Here is a 16,309-nt window from a genome sequence, read left to right on the forward strand (position 1 = left end):
GGCGATTACCTCTGGCGCAGCAGCGCCAAGATCGGCGCGGGCAAGTTCAGGCCGCTACGGCCGCTGCAACCGGCTTAGCGTGCTTTATTTTCCGTTTTCTGAGACGACCCCAAGAAGGTGGTGCATCCGGAGGCGCCGACGTGCGTGCAGTGCGGCGGCGTGTAGCCAGTCCACAGTAGTGTGCCTACTTCCCTCGATTCTAAGATGAGTGGCAGGTTACCAAGGTGGTCTCCATCGCTGTGGGTAAGCACCACCATGGACAGACCCATGTCCGGCAGGAGCTTGTCCACCCCGTCGGCACAGGCGGTTCCGTTCCAGTGACCCGCGTCGACGAGAAACGTGTATCCCTCCGCCGTAAGGCCGACGACGCAAAGACCCTGACCGACATCGACAACCCGCACGTGGAGATCGGGAGGATCTACCGCTTGCAGGCGACCAAGGTATCGGCTGTTGCGCTCCTCAACTTCCAAGCGGCGCACGACGGCAGGGGGTGCCCGTTGGACATCACCATCCCCTTCGAGCCCCCTTATGACGACTACGTTCCGCGTGGGCTCAATTGACCCGACTTCATCTGGACGCACGGGTTGGGTGGCCGAGCAGGCGGAGAGAAATAGCCCCGCCGACAAGGCGCAGCAAAGCAAAAACCTCATGGCGACTCTCCCCAAGTAGCTCGCTAGCACTGCCAACTACTGCCAACGGCGACCGGCCTCACGGGCGGACACGCCGGAGTGGCAAACTGGGGTCGGTCGTGGACATTCGGATTGGAAAGGCATAGCCAACCTGCCTGAAGGGGCATAGCGCCAGGCTATGGCATCCGCATCGTTCCTGGGCCGCGACGCGCCATCAGCTCGACGATCCAATCGATGAACACGCGCAGCTTCAGGCTTACGTGCCGGTTCGGCGGAAAGGCCAAGTAGAGGGGCATCGGATCGAGCTGCCAGTCTTCGAACAGCGGAACCAACTCTCCGCGGGCCAGGGGAGCGCTCGCCATGTACGTCGGCAACCACAGTACCCCTAGGCCCGCCACGCCGGCGGCGAGGTAGGCGTTGCCATCATCCACCGTAAGCACCAGGCGGCCGCGCACCTGCAGGCGCTCATCGCCCCGGTGCAGCGTGTGGGCCAGCGGAGTGCCGGCCCGCGAGCCGCGGTAGCCGATAACGACATGCTGGCCGTCGTCCAAGGCCTGCGGGGAAGCTGGCGTGCCGGCCCGGGCCAGGTAGGCGGGCGCTGCGTAGACACCCAACGGTAGGTCTGCGACATGGCGGGCGCGCAGCGACAGCTCGGTGAGTTCGCCACCACGCAGGACGCAGTCCACGTTCTCATCGATCAGGTCCACCTTGCGGTCGCTGGCGCCAAGGTCGAGCTGGATGTCAGGGTAGCGCGCGTGGAAGTCGGGTAGGGCCGGCACCAGCACCAGGCTGGCGAACGGCGCCGGCACGTCCACGCGTAGTCGTCCACGCGGCACGGCGGATTCCGCAGAGAGGCTGGTCTCGGCATCGTCGAAGTCGGCTAGTAGGCGTACGACTCGCTCGTAGTACGCGGCTCCATCGGCGGTTACGTTGACCTTTCGCGTGGTGCGGTGGAGCAGTTTCACGCGCAGGCGCGTCTCCAATTGCTGGATCAATTGGGTCACGCGGGTCTTGTTCGTCTGCAGTGTTTCGGCCGCCTTGGTGAAGCTGCCGGTCTCCACCACGCGGGCGAAGGCCTGCATCGCATCTATTCGGTCCATGCGCGGCTCCGGGTAATGGCGGGATTGTTCTGATTCTACAAACAGTGATGCCGGCTTTGGCTCGTTTATCCGGTCGCTACGAGCGCCTAGAGTGACCGCTACGTACCCGCAATCCCTCTCCCACCACAGGACAACTCCCGATGACCACACGTGAAGCCGTGTTTCCGGCCGGCCGGAATGAGCTTTTCATCCAGCATTCTTACTCCGCCGCCATCCGATCGGGCGATTTCCTCTTTGTTTCGGGCCACGTGGGTAGCCACAGCGATGGCTCTCCTGAGCCCGACTTCGAGGCCCAGGTACGCTTAGCGTTCGCCAACCTCCAGGCGACCCTGAAAGCTGGCGGTTGCACCCTGGATGACATCGTTGATGTGACCACCTTCCACACCAACCCCGAAAAGCAGTTCGACACGGTGCTTGCTGTGAAGAACGAAGTCTTCTCGGCCGCGCCCTATCCGACTTGGACCGCCCTCGGCGTCAACTGGCTCGCGGGTTTCGATTTCGAGATCAAGGTCATTGCCCGCATTGGAGCGGCCTGAGCCGCGTGGTCGGTGTCGACCCGAAGCAGGTAGCTTGGCGGTCAGGGCAACGATCCACAAGGAGCTGGTGCTCGCCGCGATCTCGATGGCGGCGGGCACCTCAATCCCCGCAGAATGTTGATACACGCGGATTTGAGTCCTATCCCACGGCTGGCGGGTAGTTCTCATGCACTGCGAGCATCGACGCCATGACGCCTATGCACATGGATCATCAATCAGTGCCATTCGTAGTTCGATGCGAACTGGGCAAACTGCTTTAGCTCGACGGGTGTAGCGGATCCTGTGGCCATCGCCATGACGAGATCATGCTCCAACGTGAGGCCTTCGATCAGTCGAGTGACCATGCCAGGAACTGCAACGGACCGCTCCGGGAGAATGCAGACGGCCCTGCTCTGAGCTACGACGCGCTGGACCCAATCTTCCCGGTCTGTCCGGAAGCGGGGTCGCATAACGACTTCTCGTCTGGTGAAGTGATCCTGGATCTGCCCGCGGTACTCGCAGTTAAGCCGATCGATGAACGGATAATCCACCAAGTCTTCAGCGTGGATGGTGTCAAACGCAGCCAATGGGTGATCCGCTGCGCAGCCCAGCACCAGGCGCTCCCGAAACAGGGGTACAACGGACAACCTAATGTCAGGCCTTGAACTCTGCGGGAATATGCACGCGTGATACCTTCCCGACATCAAACCCGAGACGTCTTCGCTGGATTTGAGCGAATGCAGTTTGAACTCGATGGACGGAATCTGTTCCAGCGCACTGAGAAGGAATGGGACGAAAGTTGTCGCCCCCACGGTCGGCGCAACCGCGATATCAAGAACTTGATGTTTTCCCTGCGCCCAATTGTCGGAGTGCTGCCGCACGCTCTCCAGCGCAACTAGCATTCGCCGGAACTCTAGCTCGACGTGCTGTCCCAATCCCGTAAGTCGGCTGTTTTTCCCCTTTCTATAGATCAGGGGCCCCCCGAGTTCCTGCTCCAGGCGGAGAATTGCCCGGGTGAGACTGGGTTGGGAAACACCGCTCAGCTTCGCAGCGCTCGTGAAGTTGAGCGTTTCTGCCAAGTGGATGAAGTAGCTGATCTGATGGAGTTCCATAGCCCTCTGGCCCTCGCTGCGAAGCGTCCTGACGCGTAGGTGAAGACGCATCGGCATTCAGCCATATATATGCGCCACGCACATAATACCTGAAATAGAGCAACTATGTGCGCGGCGCATATTGCTGTGCCCCAGGGCGACGGATACCCTGCTCTGAGGCGCCCGGCCGTTCAGCTTTGGGCTCCGGGTGGGTGGGCACGCCAGAAAGTCGGCAGACCATCCGCCAACCCCTCTCACCCACCCACCTGGCCGGCCGCATGACCTCGACTCCCGTTCCCGTTGACGGCAACCCGCGGAAAAAGAACGACTTCATCCGCCAGATCATCCGAGAGGACCTGGCCACGGGCCGGCACGCCGCCATCCGCACCCGCTTCCCGCCCGAGCCCAACGGCTATCTGCACCTTGGCCACGCCAAGGCGATCTACCTGAACTTCGGCATCGGCCAGGAATTTGGCGGCCCGGTGAACCTGCGCTTCGACGACACCAACCCGGCCAAGGAAGACCCCGAGTACGTCGATGCCATCAAGGAGGACGTGCGCTGGCTGGGCTTTGAATGGGCCGAGCTGCGCCACGCGTCGGACTATTTCGAGGTGTTCTACCTCAGCGCGCTCAAGCTGATCCGCGACGGCAAGGCCTTCGTTTGCGACCTCACTGCCGAGCAGGTGCGCGAATACCGCGGCACGCTGACCGAACCGGGCCGCAACTCGCCTTTCCGCGACCGCAGCGTCGAAGAGAACGTCGACCTGTTCACCCGTATGCGCGCCGGTGAGTTCCCCGACGGGGCCCGCACCCTACGCGCCAAGATCGACATGGCCAGCGGAAACATCAACCTGCGCGACCCGGCCATCTACCGGATCAAGCACGTCGAGCACCAGAACACCGGAAATGCCTGGCCGATCTACCCGATGTACGACTACGCGCACTCCCTGAGCGATGCCCTGGAAGGCATTACCCATTCACTGTGCACGCTGGAGTTCGAAGACCACCGGCCGCTGTACGACTGGTTCGTGGACAACGTGGACCTGGTGCGACACCCGGAGCTCTACCAGTCGGTGCTCGACGCTGGCTTGGCCGCGCCGGTCGCGAAACCGCGCCAAATCGAATCCTCCCGCTTGAACATCAGCTACACCGTCATGAGCAAGCGCAAGCTGCTCACCCTGGTGGAGGAAGGCCTGGTGTCGGGGTGGGACGACCCGCGCATGCCCACCCTGCAGGGCCTGCGCCGCCGCGGTTGCCCGCCCGCGGCGCTGCGGCTGCTGGCCGACCGCGTGGGCATCAGCAAACAGAATTCGCTGATTGACTATTCGGTGCTGGAGGGCTGTATTCGCGAGGTCATGGACTCCACCTGTGCCAGAAGATTCGCGGTCGTTGATCCGCTAAAACTGATCATCACGAATCTCGGTGAGGGTCATGAGAGCGAGGTCACGTTCCAAAATCATCCCAAGGATTCCGCGTTCGGCGAGCGGACCGTCCTTTTCTCGCCAGAAATATGGATTGATAGGGAAGACTTCGCGGAAGTACCAGCGCCAGGCTTTCACCGGCTGGCGCGAGATAAGGAAGTCCGACTGCGTGGGGTAGGACTGATCAAGTGCCACGACGTTGTGACGGCGGACGGCCTGGTCCAAGAGCTGCGCTGCACGCTAGACCCTGACTCGCGCCCCGGAATGCCCGGCGCAAGCCGCAAAGTGAAGGGAACAATACACTGGGTGAGTGCAAAACACGGGGTGCCGGCAGAGTTCCAACTCTACGATCGACTTTTCTCAGTTCGGGATCCGGACAACGACAAAGACGGCAAGACGTACCGCGAATTCGTGAATCCGCTGTCTGTACGCGTTGCCTCTGGCTTTGTTGAAAGGTCAGCGGCCCTTGTTGGTCCAGAGACACAGCTACAGTTTGAACGACTGGGCTTCTTTGTTGCCGATCGCCGCGATCACAGAGCCGGCAAGCCGGTGTTCAATCGAACCGTTACCCTGCGCGACACTTGGACAGACATTCATGGTTGAAAAGGTCCGTCTGTCAATGAGGGCGGACATAAGCGGATAGAGGCCGCTGACCCCCGCTGGGGTCCGAGAGGACTCTGCGGCTCGTCCTTAAATTCGGCCGGACGAGAGAAGCCAGACACCGCTACGTAAGTCCCCACGCGCTAACTTCCAGGCGCCGTCGCGCCCGAGAAAGTCGCTCGCCGAGGGGGTCGCGCGGCCTCCTAGCCCGCCGGGGGAACGGTCGATTTGGACAGGTAATGGCCCCTAGCTCACACACATTGCAGGCGCTACTCGACTTCAATCCTTGCACCGGCAATAGCGGGCCAGGGATTCTAGTGTTGAGTGAGCCTTCCCGCGGGGGTACTGGCGACCAGCATGTCGGATCGGGGCCGCAGACACCCGCTTCCGGAAGATAGCGGACTCGGCTTCCGCAGCCTTCGCTAACGGGACTTGTTGGCCGAGGTGGCAGTCCTGAGGTCGTCGTATGGCCGCCTATGACGATCTCTAACCTGCTCCGACGTCCGATATTCTGGTTGTCTGCCGTGTGTATGGATATAACCGAAGCACTCTCTGGCAAATAGTCGCAGTACTGCACATCACCCAAATCAGGACAATTGTGAATGGAAGATCTAAAAGGCTCGGAACTCGAGAAGGCCATCGGTCGGCTGGACGCCACGGCCGTGGCCGGGTTCGTGCAGCCAAGCGGAAGCCGTACGGCCAAAGAGGTGGTAGATACGCTGTGGAAGAGTGAGTCGTTGCTCGACAAGCATGGCACCAAGAAAGACTGGCCCGCGCGACGAAAGTCGTTCATAGCCAATGTAGCTCTGGCGCTCACCAGTCTCGATGCCGATGCGGCCGCGACGCTGCAGGCGCTCCCGGATCTGTTGAATACCGTCGACATCAACTTCGCAAAAATACTCGATCAGACGGGAAAGTCGGCGGGAGCGGCCCTGCCGCCGATCACACAGGTGGCTGCCGCCACGGCCTTTGCGTGCCAAATGCTGGAGATGCTTGAGAAAGGCGCACAACAGGACATGGACAAGGGTCCCGAGTTGCGGGTGAAAAGCAACTTTTCGATTGGAGGCCGCATTGTCAATCCGGACACGGAGCTATTCGGTGTTCTCAAGGCCATGGGCGCAACGGTGCTGCTCCTCGCGTACCAGAATAGCTGGTTGAACAAGGCTGGCGAGGTCGTGCTGCCGAGCGCGCTCCACCGTCCGTCAATCGACGAGATAGAGGCTGTGCAATCGGTGCTGAGCTTTGCCGCAGCATGGGGCGGCTGGGAGCGGGCACAGGTCCGTGCCCGCTTTGACCATCGCCCGTTCGAATATGTGCCACCGCCGCTTCCGAAAAATACTCCAGCCGGGATCACGTCCATCCTGGATGTTGAGCCCAACCACGACGTGGAGTTGGTTGACTACATTGCTAACGATCGGTTGCTCGCGCGCACCCATCAGCAGTACTTCGAGATGCTGGCGAGCGGGTACCGAGGTGCTGACCCCAGTTTAGACGAGCACACGCCGCTGGCGCCGGCGGCCTTTGTCTCATTCGAGGAAAAGCATGGGCTCTATACGCTATTTGAGTACTACTCGTACGACGTGCAGAATGATACGAAGCAATATGCCGGCCTAACGCTCATGGAGTGGCTGCGCGGCTACGCGATCCTGCGGCGACTCGCCGCAGAAATCGTGACTGCAGCCACCGACCACCCCTGCCCGCAGTTGGCAGAGGCTGAGATCGTTCAGTACTTGACCCGTGGTGGGCTGAGCGAGACCGCCGCTCACCGCTTCCTCAGCCACTGCTGCCTGACGAGCCGACGCAGCGACATCTACGACCATCCGTTCATTCGCGTGGGCGAGGACCGTTACTTGTTCGTCGCGCCGAGCCAACGGAATGGGATTCTTGGCCCAATCATTGTTTCGGCACTCAACGGGGTTGGCGCAACGGTTCAACGCAAAGGAACCGAGTTCGAGAAGCGTCTTAGAAAAGAAATCCAGGGGCCCGGCCGCAAGGTCGCCCACTTCACGAAGAAGCGCGACAAGGAAGAATACGACTACGACGCGCTAATGGTCTGGGGGAACTTCTGTTTCTTGTTCGAGTGCAAGAATCACACCCTCTCAGGCGGGGTTATTCAGCTGGCCTATCATGCGCGGCAGGAAAGTGTCAGCCACGCCAGGCAAGTCCGCCGGTTGGTTGATGGGCTTCTGAAACATCCGGACATGCTCGATGATCAACTGCCGGAGGCCCGCGGGAAACTGCTTGTGCCTTGTGTCATCAACAACCTTCAGTACTCGGTACCGGACGGCGTCGACGGGGTTCTGTTTGCCGATTCGTCGATGATCAAGCGGTTTCTCCACCTCGCGGTCATTGGCCAGGTCGGAATGCGCGCGGGACAAGAGCCGATTAGAACTCCTGACGGTGAGATCATTCGACTGTGGGCCGGCGATGCACCGACCCCTTTGGAGTTTCTGCGACATCTTCGATGTCCAGTGCAGTTCATTCTCACGCGGAACCACATCAAGTGTCAGCGTATCCTCAGCGGCATTTCTGAGCACGAAGCCGTGGCCGGGGGAGAGTACGCGACCTCCGATGTCGAGATTGCATCGGGCCGCGCGGCGGCTATGGCGTACGACTCACTTGTTCCTCTCTGGAGCGAAGCGGACTGGGCGGGCCGACTCACGCGGATTCCTTAGGAGAAGCACGCGCATGCCTCGCTTCTGTAGCGCGACTCCCTCGTGAAATGGCACTTCAGGTGCCGCTGAAGGGCGGCACGAAGTTACAACCGTCGCGTGTGCCCGATGACCACTTCGGGTTGGGAGGCGACTATGCGCTCGGACCTCCAACGGAGCGATGGCTGCCTAGACCTCGCCGGAAAATCTCTCATGGACAATATCCTACGACCAATTACGGAATTGGCGGCGGATTCTCTTAAATTACGAGACTGACATTTACGTGCCGTAACTTGGGTTCTGTCCGCACCATCCGCGGCCTAAGACAGCCGCGGCGCCTTGAATCGGTGCCCGAGGCGGCACCCAGGCCGCTTATGGCCGGAAGCGACCGTAGCCGGATACACAGGCTAGGGCGTGGTCAGCATCAGCGGCCTAGGCCGCGTCGACCAGCACCAACAATCAAGTTAGACGCTGCATACACGCAGCGAGCCGGCCGTCCATGGCGGGCAGCGAATAGCCAGGGGCTCGTCAACGCCCTAGCATCTAGACGGGTGGTGTTCGGGGGGCAGGGGCAAATAGCGTTGCGCAGCTGTGCAGCAACGTCGGTACGAACTCCTCAAGCGGCACCGCCCGAGAGAAAAGATAGCCTTGGCCAAACTCGACGCCAATAGCCCGCAATGCGGCAAGCTGCTCAATCGTATCAATGCCCTCCGCGATGACCTCTCTCCCAAAGGACCTTGTCAGAGCGGCTATGCCCTCGACGATTGCTTTATCACGGTGGTCATCGATCATGCCTGCCACGAAGCCGCGATCAATCTTGACGTTGTCGATTGGCAACTGTCGAAGCCAGGACAGTGACGAGTAGGCGGTGCCAAAGTCATCCAGGCTTACCTTGATCCCAGAGTCACGAATACTGGACAGCACGTCTGCAGCCCGGCCCAGATCGAGTATCAAGGCGGACTCGGTTATCTCAAGCGTCAGGGACTCTGGTCTGACATTCGCGTGACTCAGTTCGTCAGCCAAAAGCTCAACGGTTCCTGGGACCACGATTTCTGGAGCCGACATGTTGATTGCTATTTGCAAGTCGGTGAGCCCCGACTGCTGGCGAAGCTTCGAGATACTTTGGCATGCCTCCCGAACGACAAACCGGCTTAGGTCAAGGATAAGGCCAGAAGAAAGCGCGACCGGAAGAAATGCATCAGGAAAAATCACCCCTCGCTCCGGATGCTGCCAACGAAGAAGGGCTTCTACCGCCACGCAAGTTCCGCACTCGAGCTTAAATACAGGCTGAAAGAAAAGCCTAAACTCCGCGGCTTCCAATCCATCTCGCATTTCCTGTTCGAGCTCAAGCTGTGCGGCCAGGCGTGATCGCATCGCGGAATCAAACTGAACCAGGCAATTTCCGCCGGACATGTGCGCAGCGCTGGATGCCAGCTGCGCCTCGCTGATCAACGCGTTGACGTCATCTGGCGCCAGTAGCTCGCGTTGGCTGTAGCCCGAACTCCATGTCAGAGGAACGCGCTGCCTGCCAACCTGTACTGTAAGTTTCAGTGCAGCCGACAAGGTGTGAAGCGCATGAGTAAGCGTGACAGCATCGCTATTCTGAGTGAGAAGCGCGAATTCATTTGGGGCCGTCCTGGTTACGCGCCAATCACCGGGTGCCACGCGCAGCAAATGTTGTGCAATCTGCTGCGCCACGGTGGCCATGGTCCTATTGTCTAAAGCGCCTAACAGGTAACTGCATTGATCGACAGACGTAACAATTAAGGTGACGCCGGAAGTGTTCTCTGACGCGGCGGCATGCAACGCGCCATCAAGGTAAGCCCGGTTGGGAAGCTGCGTCTGCTCATCATGAGTACAGCGCCAAAGTAGTTCCCGCTGGGTCTTGCTTGCTTGATGCCGTTCATGAGCCAGCGCAATCTGATTGGCGACGCCAGAGGCGAAGTGTTGCTCCTCCGCCGTCCACAGTCGCGTCGTGCCCCTGTGCTCATGGCACAACACGCCCAGGTAACGACCAAACGCACGAACGGGGACGTCGAGCAGCGAGAGAATTCCAAGAGGCTCGAGGTAGTCCTGTGACAGTTCGCTTGTACGTGCGTCCGTGCGCGTATCCGTCACCGTAATCAGAAGTTCGCTAGAGATGGCAGAAAAATAGTGGGGATAGTCCTTCGCAAGAAAGACATCAGGTACAACTGGTCCACCCACCTCTCGGTCCCACTGGTGGGCGCACTGGATGCCGCGAGGAGCATCGGTGAACAGCCACAGACCAACACGGTCGACGTCCAGGGTGGTCGCCAGCACGGCCAACATGCGCATCAGGCTGTCGTCCAGATCTTCAAAGGGCGCATTCAACAACAACAAGAACGCCTCTCGATACCGCTCGCAGCGTAGGACAACGTTGTCGCGATCACTCTCGCCTTGCTCGGGCGAGACGGGACTGCCAGTCATATGCACTGGACTCTCCTAGAGCGGGTCACGCCCGACATTACCTCAGATCATCGCGCCTGAAACATACGCCCAATTGTGTCCAGGGAGCCCTCAAGCAAGGGCGCATAAGGAGCGTCTTATGAGCTAGCAATCGTGTTTGGAAGCGGAAAGCAGCCGACTATGTTTTAAAGGCATCGTTCCAATGCGTTTGCACTATTTGACTTAGAGATGGCGCTTCTCAATAGTCAGCGTGCGCTCGTTTCTGTCGCGCCCACTAGGGGAGTACTTCCATGAGCATCAACCACTCAAGATTCCAAAACGGTCTTGGATGCATCGCGCTGTCGATGTAATTCCTCGTACTTGCGGGATGCACAAATCAAGCGGCAGAGCCCAGCGTGGCGTCGGCCGCTCCTGTGGTCGCGGCTGCGGCCCCCGCTCCGGCATCGGGGCTTGGATCGGATCCAGCCTACCCGGAGATTGATATCCCGCCGGTCTGGTCGCCCGAGGGGCATCTGATCCAACCCAAGGATTTCCGGGAGATGGTCTTCATCGGAGCTCCTTTGACACCGCATGGCCTGAATGATGGGAAATCGAACTTCCCGGAATTCCACAATGTCTACGTCCAGCCGGCGGCGTTCAAGGCATACCGGGAAACCGGAAAGTGGCCGGAAGGCACGATGATGATCAAGGAACTGCAACTGGTTGACGATCCCAAAGGCGATTTCCCCGATGGCTCGCGCGTTTTGCCTTCTGGTCGCGGCTACTTCCCAGGTGCGGTCAATGGTCTGGATGTCTCCGTGAAAGACAGCAAGCGCTTCGCGGATACAAACAATTGGGGCTACTTCAACTTCAATCACGCACCCCCCCCGTATCTTGCGGAAGCAGCCGTCAAGCCGGTTGGTGAGTGCGCTGGTTGCCACATCGCCAACGCCGACGAAGACATGGTCTACGTCAAACTCTACGAATCGATCCTCGCCCCGCTACCTCTGCCTGTCGCTGCGAACTGACATGCATCGTCCATGCGAAGAGGGCTGTTATGGACTGCCCTCTTCGCGGGAGGGGGAGCGCGCGGGAACGAAGTGGGGGCGAGTCGCATGAGCAGAATCGGTTTGCGGATGGCAGCGGGGAGCATTGTCGCGATCGCCGCACTGCTTTGCACAGGGGGGTGCAAACAGAGTGACCCCGTACAGGCGGAACTGGACCCGTACTCGTCTTTCGTCAGCAAAACAGGAGACATCGGGTTTCCGGCCAATTTCCCAAGCGGGTTTGTGTTCATTGGGTCCTGGGCGGTCACGGGTGATGGCGGAGTGGCAGACATCCACTCCGTCTATGCACGCCCCATTGACGTGGTTAACTTCAACGAGACCGGCAGATTCCTTGATGGCGCCGTGCTGGTCAAGGAAGTCACGTTGGCCGTTGGCTCCAAACATACAACCGGTAACGCGTTCTGGGCCAATGAGACCAAAACGTGGTTTCTGATGGTCAAGGATGCAAACGAACGCTTTCCATCGAATCCGCTGTGGGGTGATGGTTGGGGTTGGGCAGAGTTTGATCCAGCCACCAAGAAGCAGATATCGACCAATTACCAGGCGGATTGCAAAGGTTGCCACGTTCCGGCGATGCAGTCGGATTGGGTATATAGCTACGCTTACCCGGCGCTCGGCCCCAACGCCCAGGCAACGGTTCCAAAGGACATCATCGTCGGCGAGCCTGAAGCAGGTGCCGCCAGGCACAGCGGCGCCGGAGCGCAGGAGGCGGGCGGCGACGTCGTCGGCGTAGCGCAGGATACGGACAGCGACGTGGCAGCCGGCAAGGTCACGTTCGAGATTTATTGTTCCTCTTGCCACTCAATGACCCCAGGTGAAAGCGGGATAGGGCCTTCCCTGGCAGGCGTGGCGGGCCGAAAGGCCGGGACATCAGCCGGATACGCATACTCCCCTGCGATGTCGAGCTCCGAAGTGATTTGGACCGCAGAGAACCTCGCCAGTCATATCGAGAAGCCCAAGGAACTTATTCCTGGAAATCGAATGGGCGGCCTTTTCCCGCGGGGAGTTCAAGACGCGAAGAAGCGAGGGGAGATTGTCGCGTATTTGCTGGAAGCGAGGTAACTGCGCACTCCGCGCAGCGCATCTTTCCTGCACCCGCAAACTTCGGCACTGCGAAGGAAAGGGGCAGTAGGCGCCACCTTCATTCATTGGGACGAGAGATCGTGAAGACTCCAGACTTGGGCCCAGCGCCCCATGCGTTCGATCTCGAGAGTGAGACCATCAATAATCCGAACTATCGTTCGGTGAGATGGAGTGGCAGCTATCTGCAGTTGACCCTGATGTCCATTCCACCGGGAAGCGACATTGGCCTCGAGATGCACGCCGATACCGATCAGTTCCTCCGGCTCGACGGTGGACGGGGTCGGATCCAGATGGGGCCGCAGAAGGATGAACTCACCTTCGACCAAGAGGTGTCCGATGGATGGTGCGTGCTGGTGCCCGCCGGGACCTGGCACAACATCTCCAATATCGGCCAAGCGTCTATGCAGCTCTACACCATCTACGCACCGGCGCATCACAAGCCCGGGACAACGCACGCTACGGCGGACGCTGCTGGCGAAGACACGGGTCACTGACCAACCGCCTGGTCGATGCAACGGGCAGTCACTACGTGGCAAACGGGCAGCTAGTTCAGATTCCCTGCAAGACGCGCGGCTTGGGCAGCAGCTCCGCGTCCACTAGTCCTCACACGCTAAGGACAGCGCAGCGGCACATAATTGCGCGACCTCATTTCAGCGCTGCCCCTCATAGGCCATCCGCGCCGCCGCAATTTCCAAGTGCCTGACAAGCCACGCCTTGGCGCACTCATCTCGCTACGCCCTGATCTGATTCGGATCTGAAGCAAACCGTTACCCGGTTCCGCCGCGTCCAGGAGGCAATGCCCCCTCCTTCCTCTTAGCAATTGGCTGCGCAATCCGCCGACCTGGTGGTCGGCCTCCCGAGGGCAGGGGGTCTGGCCAGCGCCCGTCCTCCGACGGGTCCAGTCATCGTTCGTATCTATATGCGGCGTGCATATAGTGTCTGGAGTGGATCAGGAGTCCATAGCTGATAGGCATTGCCAATACCAATCGCATCGGACGGGCTGGTCTCCGCGGGGTCACCCAACTCACTGTTTATACGCACAAAAGACAGGACGCATACGCTTAGCCCCTGTTCCCGGATGCCCTAAAAGCATCACTATTCCCTTGCAGTCTATGCGCGGTGGACATATATATGGTCTCCATGACTCAACTCCAAGATCGCAATGTCTTTGGGGCGTTCGCGCTGATGATCAGCGACGACGTCATTCGCGCCAGTTCTTCGCGTGCGCCCGAGGCAGGCCCCACCGCCTCGGCGCTGGCACTGCTAGCGCACAAGCCAGGCCTGTCAGTAGGCATGCTGGCCGCGGGCGTGGGTCTCTCCCATGCAGGAACGGTTCGACTTGTTGACCGTCTGGTCACGGAAGGCTTGATCGAGCGCCGGGAGCATCCCACTGACGGACGTACACGCGCACTTTATCTGACGGGTGCTGGCAAGGCGGTCAGCGACGACGTCTTGAACTCAAGGGACCAAATCATCGCCGAGGGACTGGCCGTTCTGACCCACGAGGAGATGAAGATCCTGGGCCAGCTCTCTGCACGTGTCCTCCGCGCTCGTCTTGAGAGTCTTGAACACTCTTACCGGATATGTCGCCTCTGCTGCCATGAGGGGTGTACGGACTGTCCCGTCGACGCAGAGTTGCTCGATCGAGGTATTGCTGCCGGTCGAGAGGTGTGAAATTGCAGTCGCGCACGTGCCCCATTGAGAAATAGGTCCAGCTAGGGAAGTACGGTAGACGCAAACTACATCCGTAACCCACTTGGCGTAAAACGGCCGTGTTAATGGACGCAGCCGGTAGGCGCTTGTTTCAGTCTGGCGCGGGTACCGCAGTCTCAGTGCCGCTTGAAAGCTCCGTCTGAACGTCAGAACCCCGGACTAGGGTCAGATCAACCGGGCATCGATCAGCGATCGCGAGAATCCGAGCACGCTGATCATCGTTCAGCGGGCCATCGAGGGTGATGGTGCGGGTAAATCGGTCGGGCGGCATCATGCCCGGCACCCTCTCGTGCTGCACAGTCGTGCTCGCCCGTTCGAGCGGAAAGCCCTTGCGAATTGCGTAGACACGCATGGTCATGACCGTACACGCCGCCAAGCCGGCAGACACAAGCTCGTAGGGAGATAGTCCGGTTCCTAGACCGCCGACCGACGCTGGCTCGTCGGCGAAGAACGTATGCTCGCCGCTACGGATCTCGAGCTGGAATTTTCCCGCAAGGGTTTCGGTGGCGACAACTCCCTTCGCAACCTCGACCTGCGGAAGATCAGTCTTGAGAAGTGGAAGGAAGCGGCTCGCCCAGGCGGCCACCATAGCCGAGGCGTAGTTCGCGTCGGCAGCACTCGTAAGCAGGTGATCCGCTGTGTCGAGCGAGAAGAAGCTCTTGGGATGTTTGGATGCGACGAAGATGCGCGACGCGTGGTCGATGCCGACCACCTGATCCAGCGGAGAATGCATGACCAGCACAGGACGCCGGAGCGATGCGATGGATTTCTCGATGTCAAACGCCTCAACCGCCTGTAGGAAGCTGCGGCGAACCACGAAGGTTCGGCCAGCAATCTCTGCTGATGCTTCGCCCTCGCTGGCGATGGTATCCAGGTCAATCGGCCGGAAAAAACGCAGGATATGCTCTAGGTCGGCGGGAGCGCCGATCGTCGCCACCGCCGCCACGCCAGGCAGCTCGGCCGCGGCCACGATCGAAGCGGTTCCACCCAGGCTGTGCCCAACAAGCAAGGAGGGCGGCATCCCCGCCTCCGTCATCGCCATTGCGGCTAAACGAATGTCCTCGACGTCCGACGCGAAGCTGACGGGCTCTACCGACCCGGCTCCAATGCCGGCGAAATCAAATCGCAGGACACCGATACCAGCACGAGACAATGCGCGGGAGATGTAAACGGCAGCGCGGCTGTCCTTTCCGCACGTAAAGCAGTGCGCGAAGATTGCCCAGCCACGCGGCGTTCCCTCCGGCGGTTCAAGATGCCCGGAAAGCTGGGAGCCGCCCACGCCAACAAACGCAAACTTAGTCTCCGCCATACCAACGAACCTCCTGCAGACGGCCGGCGATTGCGCTCCCAAGGCACCCGAAGAGCCTCATCGGGGCGCTCGCCAAACCTGTGATGGTCAACTCAAGGTATCAGCAGCTGGCGACCTGGGGCGAACAAAAGTGAATCAGATCGCGAAGTGCTTCAATGCTATCGCCGCGATACGTTGCACGTATTGGATAAATCCAAGGCGCGCTGCGATAGTCGTCGCACTGACTAGGAACACAAACGACAGTTTGGCTGCCCCACTGGATGCGTAACGGAGGCTATCGTGAAGTTTGAAAAGTCAAAGACAGCGTTGGACCGTCTCACCCCGGAGCAGCATTGGGTCACCCAAAACGCGGGTACCGAAAGGCCATTCACGGGCGAACACAACGACAACAAGAAGCCTGGCATCTACGTCGACGTCGTGTCGGGAGAGCCGCTCTTCGCATCGACGGACAAGTTCGATTCTGGCACCGGCTGGCCGAGCTTTACCAAGCCGATCGTTCAGGCCAACGTGAACGAGGTTCAGGACGGCGCCCATGGGATGAGGCGGACGGAAGTCAGGTCGGTACATGCCGACAGTCATCTTGGCCATGTGTTCCCGGATGGTCCGTCCGACCGCGGCGGCCTTCGGTACTGCATAAACTCTGCGTCTCTTCGGTTCATCCCGCGTGACGAGATGGAAGGCGAGGGATACGGCGAGTATCTCGATCAGATCAAGGAGGCTTAAC

The 16,309-nt window shown here is 59.9% G+C and carries 13 protein-coding genes; 8 read left to right on the forward strand and 5 right to left on the reverse strand.

Features of this window, described 5'->3' with window-relative positions; genetic code table 11:
- Positions 1 to 74 precede the first annotated feature (74 nt).
- Both ACVOMF_RS11810 and ACVOMF_RS11815 read right to left on the reverse strand, forming a co-directional pair.
- Positions 75 to 650, reverse strand: coding sequence for an MBL fold metallo-hydrolase (locus ACVOMF_RS11810; RefSeq protein WP_481509467.1), 576 nt, complete (start codon positions 648 to 650; stop codon positions 75 to 77).
- Positions 651 to 805: 155 nt separating this feature from the next.
- On the reverse strand, positions 806 to 1,729 hold the full coding sequence (locus tag ACVOMF_RS11815) for a LysR family transcriptional regulator (RefSeq protein ID WP_005411431.1): 924 nt from the start codon (positions 1,727 to 1,729) through the stop codon (positions 806 to 808).
- A gap of 140 nt (positions 1,730 to 1,869) precedes the next feature.
- On the opposite strand from ACVOMF_RS11815, the gene ACVOMF_RS11820 reads away from it, so the two are divergent.
- Positions 1,870 to 2,265: a RidA family protein gene (locus ACVOMF_RS11820; protein WP_054662439.1), complete on the forward strand. Its 396-nt coding sequence runs from the start codon at positions 1,870 to 1,872 to the stop codon at positions 2,263 to 2,265.
- A gap of 215 nt (positions 2,266 to 2,480) precedes the next feature.
- On the opposite strand, the gene ACVOMF_RS11825 is transcribed toward ACVOMF_RS11820, so the two are convergent.
- The gene (locus ACVOMF_RS11825; RefSeq protein WP_279704276.1) at positions 2,481 to 3,356 is read right to left on the reverse strand and encodes a LysR family transcriptional regulator; all 876 of its coding nucleotides are present in this window, start codon (positions 3,354 to 3,356) and stop codon (positions 2,481 to 2,483) included.
- Positions 3,357 to 3,613: 257 nt separating this feature from the next.
- Here ACVOMF_RS11825 and ACVOMF_RS11830 point away from each other — a divergent pair, with 257 nt between their 5' ends.
- Together ACVOMF_RS11830 and ACVOMF_RS11835 are read left to right on the forward strand one after the other, a co-directional pair.
- Complete coding sequence (locus ACVOMF_RS11830) at positions 3,614 to 5,359, forward strand: glutamine--tRNA ligase/YqeY domain fusion protein (protein WP_481509468.1); 1,746 nt, start codon at positions 3,614 to 3,616, stop codon at positions 5,357 to 5,359.
- A gap of 599 nt (positions 5,360 to 5,958) precedes the next feature.
- Positions 5,959 to 8,031, forward strand: a complete 2,073-nt coding sequence (locus ACVOMF_RS11835; protein WP_481509469.1) for a hypothetical protein — start codon at positions 5,959 to 5,961, stop codon at positions 8,029 to 8,031.
- 519 nt (positions 8,032 to 8,550) lie between these two features.
- Here ACVOMF_RS11835 and ACVOMF_RS11840 read toward each other — a convergent pair.
- Entirely contained in the window at positions 8,551 to 10,455 is a 1,905-nt protein-coding gene (locus ACVOMF_RS11840) for a putative bifunctional diguanylate cyclase/phosphodiesterase (protein ID WP_481509482.1), read from the reverse strand.
- Positions 10,456 to 10,829: 374 nt separating this feature from the next.
- Here ACVOMF_RS11840 and ACVOMF_RS11845 point away from each other — a divergent pair, with 374 nt between their 5' ends.
- The 4 genes from ACVOMF_RS11845 (at position 10,830) to ACVOMF_RS11860 (ending at position 14,237) form a co-directional block, all read left to right on the forward strand.
- Positions 10,830 to 11,441 (forward strand): cytochrome P460 family protein, encoded by a 612-nt coding sequence (locus ACVOMF_RS11845; RefSeq protein ID WP_481509470.1) that lies wholly within the window; start codon positions 10,830 to 10,832, stop codon positions 11,439 to 11,441.
- An 87-nt stretch (positions 11,442 to 11,528) separates the two neighbouring features.
- Positions 11,529 to 12,542, forward strand: coding sequence for a cytochrome P460 family protein (locus tag ACVOMF_RS11850; RefSeq protein ID WP_481509471.1), 1,014 nt, complete (start codon positions 11,529 to 11,531; stop codon positions 12,540 to 12,542).
- Positions 12,543 to 12,643: 101 nt separating this feature from the next.
- Positions 12,644 to 13,057, forward strand: a complete 414-nt coding sequence (locus tag ACVOMF_RS11855) for a cupin domain-containing protein (RefSeq protein ID WP_279704280.1) — start codon at positions 12,644 to 12,646, stop codon at positions 13,055 to 13,057.
- A gap of 637 nt (positions 13,058 to 13,694) precedes the next feature.
- Positions 13,695 to 14,237, forward strand: a complete 543-nt coding sequence (locus tag ACVOMF_RS11860; protein WP_481509472.1) for a MarR family winged helix-turn-helix transcriptional regulator — start codon at positions 13,695 to 13,697, stop codon at positions 14,235 to 14,237.
- A 130-nt stretch (positions 14,238 to 14,367) separates the two neighbouring features.
- Here the strand turns inward: ACVOMF_RS11860 and ACVOMF_RS11865 are convergent, their stop codons facing one another.
- Positions 14,368 to 15,585: a bifunctional alpha/beta hydrolase/OsmC family protein gene (locus ACVOMF_RS11865; RefSeq protein WP_279704282.1), complete on the reverse strand. Its 1,218-nt coding sequence runs from the start codon at positions 15,583 to 15,585 to the stop codon at positions 14,368 to 14,370.
- A gap of 279 nt (positions 15,586 to 15,864) precedes the next feature.
- Here ACVOMF_RS11865 and msrB point away from each other — a divergent pair, with 279 nt between their 5' ends.
- Positions 15,865 to 16,308 (forward strand): peptide-methionine (R)-S-oxide reductase MsrB, encoded by a 444-nt coding sequence (gene msrB, locus ACVOMF_RS11870; protein WP_028876940.1) that lies wholly within the window; start codon positions 15,865 to 15,867, stop codon positions 16,306 to 16,308.
- Position 16,309: the final 1 nt, after the last annotated feature.

The sequence above is a fragment of the Stenotrophomonas sp. STEN022 genome (assembly GCF_056760155.1).